Annotated in this window: 7 protein-coding genes, 1 pseudogene and 1 riboswitch; of the genes and pseudogenes, 3 read left to right on the top strand and 5 right to left on the bottom strand. The window is 70.7% G+C overall.

Going from position 1 to position 7,272, the window contains the following annotated elements:
- Positions 1-127: 127 nt before the first annotated feature.
- The 4 genes and pseudogenes from ACT54X_RS18740 to bcsD form a co-directional block, all read right to left on the bottom strand.
- Positions 128-1,480 (bottom strand): annotated as a pseudogene (locus tag ACT54X_RS18740) (glycosyltransferase); the annotation flags it as partial.
- Between the two features lie 46 nt (positions 1,481-1,526).
- Positions 1,527-2,318 carry a cellulose biosynthesis protein BcsQ gene (bcsQ, locus tag ACT54X_RS18735; protein ID WP_476347793.1) on the bottom strand — a complete coding sequence of 264 codons (792 nt, stop codon included), beginning with the start codon at positions 2,316-2,318 and terminating at the stop codon, positions 1,527-1,529.
- Between the two features lie 6 nt (positions 2,319-2,324).
- The gene (locus ACT54X_RS18730; RefSeq protein WP_476347791.1) at positions 2,325-2,723 is read right to left on the bottom strand and encodes a hypothetical protein; all 399 of its coding nucleotides are present in this window, start codon (positions 2,721-2,723) and stop codon (positions 2,325-2,327) included.
- Between the two features lie 8 nt (positions 2,724-2,731).
- The gene (bcsD, locus tag ACT54X_RS18725) at positions 2,732-3,220 is read right to left on the bottom strand and encodes a cellulose biosynthesis protein BcsD (RefSeq protein ID WP_354320080.1); all 489 of its coding nucleotides are present in this window, start codon (positions 3,218-3,220) and stop codon (positions 2,732-2,734) included.
- Positions 3,221-3,833: 613 nt separating this feature from the next.
- Here bcsD and ACT54X_RS18720 point away from each other — a divergent pair.
- Both ACT54X_RS18720 and ACT54X_RS18715 read left to right on the top strand, forming a co-directional pair.
- Positions 3,834-4,217 (top strand): DUF4148 domain-containing protein, encoded by a 384-nt coding sequence (locus tag ACT54X_RS18720; RefSeq protein WP_294370479.1) that lies wholly within the window; start codon positions 3,834-3,836, stop codon positions 4,215-4,217.
- Positions 4,218-4,225: 8 nt separating this feature from the next.
- Complete coding sequence (locus ACT54X_RS18715; protein ID WP_476347788.1) at positions 4,226-4,666, top strand: DoxX family protein; 441 nt, start codon at positions 4,226-4,228, stop codon at positions 4,664-4,666.
- Between the two features lie 17 nt (positions 4,667-4,683).
- Here the strand turns inward: ACT54X_RS18715 and ACT54X_RS18710 are convergent, their stop codons facing one another.
- On the bottom strand, positions 4,684-5,400 hold the full coding sequence (locus tag ACT54X_RS18710) for a Crp/Fnr family transcriptional regulator (protein ID WP_476347786.1): 717 nt from the start codon (positions 5,398-5,400) through the stop codon (positions 4,684-4,686).
- Positions 5,401-5,426: 26 nt separating this feature from the next.
- Between ACT54X_RS18710 and ACT54X_RS18705 the strand changes: the two genes are divergently transcribed.
- On the top strand, positions 5,427-7,124 hold the full coding sequence (locus ACT54X_RS18705; RefSeq protein ID WP_476347784.1) for an adenylate/guanylate cyclase domain-containing protein: 1,698 nt from the start codon (positions 5,427-5,429) through the stop codon (positions 7,122-7,124).
- Between the two features lie 9 nt (positions 7,125-7,133).
- A riboswitch (S-adenosyl-L-homocysteine riboswitch) is annotated at positions 7,134-7,203 on the top strand.
- The last annotated feature ends 69 nt before the right edge of the window (positions 7,204-7,272 follow it).

Raw genomic sequence — 7,272 nt, 5'->3', positions numbered from 1 at the left:
TACAACGCCACCCGACTGCACTCGGCGCTGGGCTACGTCCCACCCAACGAATTCGAAGATCAACTCGCCCGGCAAGCGGCTTAGTTCTGTGCCACCTCTGTGGTCCAGCCCCAGGGGTTCACTCCACCTGGATGCGGCTGTTGGTGAGATTGGCATGCAGGATGTGCGGCAGCGCGAAGGCGAAGATCATGGCCGCCGACGCATGGATCACGCTGGCACCCAGCAGCAGGTAGGCCAGCGGCGCGGTCAGGTAGATCAGCCGCGGCAACCCGTACAGGAAGTGCAGCATCGCATTCAGGTAGCACAGCCGCTGGGCCCAGTTCAGCCCCCTGCCCAGCAGCGGGTTGTCGGTGCGGAAGATCTGCGCCATGCCCCGCGCCCAGCGGATGCGCTGGCCCACGTGGCCGGACAGGCTCTCCGTGGCCAGGCCCGCTGCCTGCGGCAGGGCCAGGTACGCGGTGTTGTAGCCGGCGCGGTGCATCTTGAGCGCCGTGTGGGCGTCCTCGGTCACCGTCTCCACGGCGATGCCGCCCACCGCCTCGCAGATCGTGCGCCGCAGCACGGCGCAGGAGCCGCAGAAGAACGCCGCGTTCCACAGATCGTTGCCGTCCTGGATCAGGCCGTAGAACAGCTCGCCCTCGTTGGGCACGGTGCCGAAGGTGCCCAGGTTGCGCTCGAAGGGATCGGCCGAGAAGAAGTAGTGCGGCAACTGCACCATGCCCAGCTTCGGGTCGCGTCCGAACCAGCCCATCGCGATCTGCAGGAAGGAGCGGGTGGGGATGTGGTCGCAGTCGAAGATGGCGACGAACTCGCCATGGGTGTGCTTGAGGGCCGCGTTGATGTTGCCGGCCTTGGCATGGCGGTTGTCCGTGCGGGTGAGGTGCTCCACGCCGGCGGCTTCGCAGAAGACGCGGAATTCCTCGCGCCGGCCATCGTCCAGCACGTAGATGCGCAGCTTGTCGCGCGGCCAGTCGATGGTCTGGGCCGCCAGCACCGAGCTGCGCACCACATCCAGCGGCTCGTTGTAGGTGGGAATGAACAGGTCCACCGTGGGCCACTGGGCCGGGTCCGCAGGAAGCGGCACCGGCCGCCGCTGCAGCGGCCAGGCAGTCTGCACATAGCCCAGCACCAGCACCACGAAGGCGTACACCTCCGCCACCAGCAGTCCGGCGCCCAGCGTCAGGTCGAGCACGCCGGGCAGCACCAGCGTCTCGGTCAAGCGCCAGTAGAGGTAGCGGGAGGACACCGTCACCGACAGCACCATCATCACCAGGCTGGCGAAGCGGCCGCGGGCGCGGCCGACCACGAGGGCGGCGACGAAGCACGTCACCGACAGCAGGAGCTGCTGCCCGAGCGTGAGCGGCGTGATGACCACCAGCGCCAGCAGCACGAGCGCCAGCAGCCAGCCGCCCACGCGCACGGGCAGCAGGCCCAGCCAGGCGGGCGGCTGTGCGGCGGGCTGCGCCGGCGACGGCGTCATGCGGCGGGCCTTCCCGATGCGCCTGGGGGCGCCGTGGAGCGACGCCTCACGCCTGGGCGGGCCAGTGGCCGGGGCTGGTGGCGTCCAGGTGGGACAGCAGGCGCCGCACCGCCTCGTCGATGTCGTGCGCGGCCTGGCTGTGCGGCGCGTACTGCGCCACCGGGAGCATGTGCGCCATGGCCTCGCTCACGGCCTGGTCCTGGTGCAGTTCGCCGATGAGGCGCGGGCCCAGCTCGTCGCGCAGGCGCTGGAGCACATCGCGCGCCAGCCGCCGCTCGGGCGCGACCTGGTTGACCAGGTACAGCAGCCCGCCGAAGCCGGCGCGTGCACGGGCGTACTTGTCGACCATGCGCTCGACCAGCTCACGCGTGGCGAAGGAGGCCGCGTCCGCCAGCAGCGGCATCAGCGCGAGCGAGGCCACGCGCAGCACCTGCTGCAGATAGACCGACGGGCCGGGCGGCGTGTCCACCACCACCACGGCGTCGGCCGGCAAGGCCCAGCCCTCGATGGCCAGCGCCAGCCAGTCCGGCTGGGCGGCCAGCGACTGCTGGAACGCGACGAGCTGCTCGTCGTCGAGCTGGCCGAAGGGCAGCAGCACCACGCCGCCGCGGCCGCGCATCATGCTCTGGCGCCAGCCGATGCGGCCGAGCACCACGTCGGCCAGGCCGTTGGTGGGCAGGGGCTGTGGCGCCAGATGCAGCCGCAGCGCGTTCTGTGGATCCAGGTCCAGCGCCAGCACGGGCCGGCCCTGGCGTGCCAGGGCCGCGGCCAGGTTGGCTGCCAGCGTGGTCTTGCCCACCCCGCCCTTGGAGGCCACCAGGGCCAGCACGGTCGCCATGGCGGCTCAGGCCTGGCGGCGCCAGCTGCGCAGCAGCCCATGCCGCACCACGGGCGGGCTGGACGATGCAGGCGGCTGCTGCGCCAGCCGCTCGAACAGCTGCTGCAGCGGTGCCATGCGCGCATCGTTGCCGGCGGTCGCTGCGCCCACGGGCAGCGAGGGCGCCGCTGCGCTGGCTGCCGCATGGCGAAGCAGTGGCGCCAGTCGCGCGGAGGGCATGGCCGGGGAGGTCGGCTCCGCCTGCGCGGGGCCGGTCCCCGTCGACGGCGCAGCCCCCGTATGGGGCGAAGCAAGCAGGGGCCACTCGGCCGTCGGCTCGGGCGCGGCCGGCGACGCGAACTTGCGGTAGCTGCCGGCGTCGCCGTCGAATTTCTGGAAGAGGCCGACGATGTCGTCGGGAGGCACGGGAGCAGTCATCGATCGGCGCGTCGGTGGAGTTGGAGATGGATGCGCGGGCTGACGGTGGGCTCGGCCGCATCGGGCACGAGCGCCGACACGGCCAGCGCGGCGGGCGAGCCCTGGGCTTCGAGCCAGCCCTCGTACACGCCCTCGAAGAAGCTCTGCGCCCAGGGCAGCGAGACGCTGCCGAAGCTGGCCACCAGCGGTTGGCAGTGGTGCTGCAGCCACAGCCGGTCCTCGTCCTCGTGCAGGCGCACGAAGCCCCAGCGCATGTCGGCCCAGGCGCGGTTCATCGCCGCCTCGAGTTCGGCCACGGTCTGGCAGCGCTCCAGCGGCATCGACTGCGCCACTCGCCGGCCCAGACGGGCGAACAGCGCCTTCAATTCGCTGTCCGGGAGCCCTTCGCCCAGTTCCACGCCCAGCGCCTGATTGAAAAGGCGCCATTGCCGATCGCAGTGAACACTTTCGTAATACGCTATTTCTTCGGAGCTCAAGGAGGACATAAAAACGGGTCCCGCATCTCAATGGGTCAGAAAAAAACATTCACTTGTAATTAAATGTTTTTAACAAAGATCAGATTTGATTTTCCTTTGAAAACAACAACCTGGATGACATTTGGAGAGAGTTTTCCTCATGTTGGGAAACCTTTCGCAACCATGGTATCGCGCTTTGTTTCTCAACGGCCAATTGGCCGTTGAGGCTGACAGGCCGCCTCCGAGACGATGCAAATCCGGAAAATGTCCTCGCATTGCGAAGGGGACCGCGTCGGACAATTCCGCTTTGCAGCCGGCCCGGCAGGAACGGGGCATGGCCGGCCCTCGTACCGGGGAGGCGCAGGTGCAGGCCGGCCCTGTGCCTGCGAAACAGGCAATCCGTCCAAAGTGCACGGGGGAACGGGCCTTGGCGATGCCTTCCCAGGAATATGCCCAGACTTATCCACAGAAATCCGGGACAACACGGCCTGCGGCGGCAGGAGCGCGCGGGGCGACTTGTCCGGACGTGTGCGTAAACGCACTTCCGCGCACCGGCGAGGGGCAGAAACTGCAAGGCATCGATCCGGTGGCACCTGCCGCGACGGGATCGACCTCTCTCTCCCGACCCTCGAAAGGATTCGCCATGAACAAGACCGCTCTCCTCGCCGCCGCCCTGCTGACGCTCGCTGCCGGTGCCGCCTCCGCCGAAACGCAGGAGGACTACATCCAGCAGAACCGCACGGCGGTGCACAGCACCCTGTCGCGTGCCGAGGTGCAACAGCAACTGGTCGCCGCCGAGCGCAGCGGCGACGTGGCCGCCATCGGCGAAGCGAGCAGCTTCGGCCAGCAGCCCGTGTTCGTCAGCGCCCGCACCCGCGCCCAGGTGCAGGCCGAGGCGGTGGCCGCCGCCCATGCGCCCAACCAGAACCTGGACCCGCGGGCCTTCGTCGACAGCCGCCTGCCCGCCAACATGCAGCATGAGCCGCAGCGTCAGCAGGCCTCTGGCGCCGCCCAACAACCCCTGTGAGGCCCGCCATGTCCTACGCTTCCTCCGAGACGGGCGCCGCGCTGCTTCCCCGCCACGACGATGCCGGCAAGCTGGTGCTGCGCCTGGCGGTCGGCGTGCTGGTGCTGCTGCACGGCATCTTCAAGCTGGGCACGGGCCCGGGCTTCATCGTGAAGATGCTGGCCGCCCACGGCCTTCCCGGGGCCATCGGCTACCTCGTCTATGTGGGCGAAGTGCTGGCGCCGGCGCTGATGATCCTGGGCCTGTGGACGCGCCCGGCCGCGGCGGTGGTCGTGATCAACATGATCGTGGCCTTCCTGCTGGTGCACACCAGCCAGTTCTTCACGCTGACCGGCCAGGGCGGCTGGGCGCTGGAACTGCAGGGGCTGTACCTCTTCGGTGCCCTGGCGGTGATGCTGCTGGGCGCGGGCCGCTATGCCGTGGCCGGCGGCCAGCGCGGGCTGAACTGAACTGAGCGCGACGCGCCTCAGGCGCCGCCGTCGCCCATCACCTCGGCGACCACGCGGGCCAGGCGCGCCACGTCGGTGAGGACGAGGGCGTCGCCCTCCTTGCGCAGCAGGCCGCTGCGCACCAGCGCATTGAGTTCGCGGGTGACCTGCTCGCGGTTGGTGCTGATGCGGCTGGCGAGTTCGGCATGGCGAGGCGCCGGCGCCAGCCGCACCTCGCCGGCGGCGGCATCCGGGCTGGCGGTGCGGGCCAGCCGGAGCAATTCGGCGTGAAGCCGGTTCTGCACGCCCAGCGTGCTCAGCTCGATCACCCGCTCCGACAACTGGCGCACCAGGGTGGTCAGGCGCTGCATCTGGCGCCGCGCCACCGTCGGTTCGTCCTGCAGCAGCTCCAGGAAGGCCTCGCGGTCGAGCACCGCCACCAGGCTGTCCTCGACGGTCATCACGTCCGCCGAGCGGGGTTGGCCGTCCAGCGCGGCCAGGTCGCCGACGATCTCGCCGGCACCCAGGTCGCGGAAAGTGACCTGCCGGCCATTGGCGCCGTAGGTGGTCACACGCACGGCGCCGTCGATCACCAGGTAGATGTCGGCGCGCGGCTGCCGCCGCAGCAGCAGCGGCTGGCCGGCAGCCACCCGGCGCCAGACGCAGCGGCCCGCCAGTGCGTCCAGGCGCGCCGGGGGCAGGTCGTCGAAGAGGGCGAAGCGCCGAAGCGCGAGACTGGAGGGCCGGTCGATCATGGGCGCGCGATTATGCTCAGCCGCCCATGAGCCCGCCTCCGCCGGTCGCCGCACCGGCCGCCCCCGCCCCCTTCTCCTTGCGTTCGCGCCGCGATCTGCGCTGGGCCAGCGGTTTGGTGCTGATGGCCTACGTGACGCTGCACCTGCTCAACCACGCGCTGGGGCTGGTCTCGCTCCGGGTGGCCGAAGGAGCGCTGGGGCCGCTTCGCGCCTTCTGGCATTCCTGGCCGGGCACGCTGCTGCTCTATGGCGCGGTCGCCGTCCACCTGGCCCTCGCCTTCGTGGCGCTGTGGGAGCGGCGCAGCCTGCGCATGCCGCCTTCGCAGGGGCTGCGCATCGTGCTGGGCTTCGCCTTGCCGCTGCTGCTGGCCTCGCACTTGGCGTCGATGCGCGGCGGCTACACCGTGTTCGGATTGAACGGCAGCTACGCCCGGGTGGTCGAGGGCCTGTGGGCCAGCGCCGGCGGTGCCTTCCAGGTCATCGCACTGGCCGCCGCCTGGCTGCACGGCTGCATGGGCCTGCATTTCGCCCTGCGCGCGGACCCGCGCTGGCGGCGGGCGCAGCCGCTGCTGCTCACGGCGGCTGTGTTGCTGCCCACGTTGGCGGCGCTGGGTTTCGTGGCGATGGGGCGGGAGTGGCAGTTCGCGCCAGGGCCGGTGAACGCGCCCGACGCCGTCCAGGGTCACCGGCTGGGCATGCTCGCCGAGCATGGCCAGGACCTCTACGTCACGCTGCTGGCGGCATGGCTGCTCGCCCGCCTTGCACGAGGGCGGCTGCATCGGCTGTCCGGTGGCCGCATGCTGACGCTGCGCTATCCGGATCGCAGCGTGCAGGTGCCCGTCGGCTGGAGCGTGCTGGAGGCCAGCCGGGCCCATGGCATTGCCCACCTGTCGCTGTGCGGCGGCCGGGCGCGCTGTTCCACCTGCCGCGTGCGGGTGGCGGGCCCTGCCGGGCACTGCCCGCCGCCCGGCCCCGACGAGCAACGCACGCTGGCCCGTGTGCGTGCCGGCGCCCAGGTCAGGCTCGCCTGCCAATTGAGGCCGACGGGCGATCTGGAGGTCTCCCCACTGCTGGGCGCCGGCGCGGCCGCCGAAGGCCACCGTCCGCGGCTGGACGGCGAGCGGGAGGTGGCCGTGCTCTTCGTCGACCTGCGCCGCTGGTCCGGCCTGGCCGAGCGCCAGTGGCCTTTCGACCTCGTCTACGTGCTCGACCGCTACTTCGCGCTGGTCGGCCAGGCCGTGCGGGAGGCGGGCGGCGTGCCCAACCAGTTCATCGGCGACAGCGTGATGGCCCTCTTCGGCCTGGAGGAAGGCCTGGATCTCGCCTGCCGGCGGGCTTTCCGCGCGGCGGCGCTCATCAGCGCGCGGCTGCGCGCGTGGAGCGCCGAATTCGAGCGCGAATTCGGCCAGTCCCTCGATTTCGGCATGGGCCTGCATGCGGGCACGGCCGCCGTGGGCGAGGTCGGCCACCTGGACGTGCAGAGCTTCACCGCCGTGGGTGAGGTCGTGAACACCGCCAGCCGGCTGCAGGAGCAGACCAAGGCGGCCGGCGCGGCGCTGGTGGCCTCGCGCTTCGCGGTGAGGCATGCGGGCCTGTCGCCGGCGGCCGGGGAAATGCGGCGCATCGAGGTGCGGGGCCGCCGCGAGCCCATCGAGGTGGTCGCCTGGTCGGCGGAGGCGCTGGCCGTGGCCGTGCAGGGTCAGGGTGCATCGCCGCTTTTGTAGAATCCGCGGCCAACCGAGGAGCGTTGCAGCGCCGTCAGGCGTGAGGCTCGGAATTCATACGCAACCACGCTCACCCGCATCGCGCCGTGGTGAGTGCTTTCTCTCCCTCTCCCGACGTGCAGCGGAAACCCTGAAACCCGTGTTCTGG

The sequence above is a fragment of the Pseudacidovorax sp. DMC4 genome (assembly GCF_056314265.1).
The sequence above is the reverse complement of the archived record's forward strand: the minus strand, read 5'-3'. Positions and strand labels throughout refer to the sequence as shown.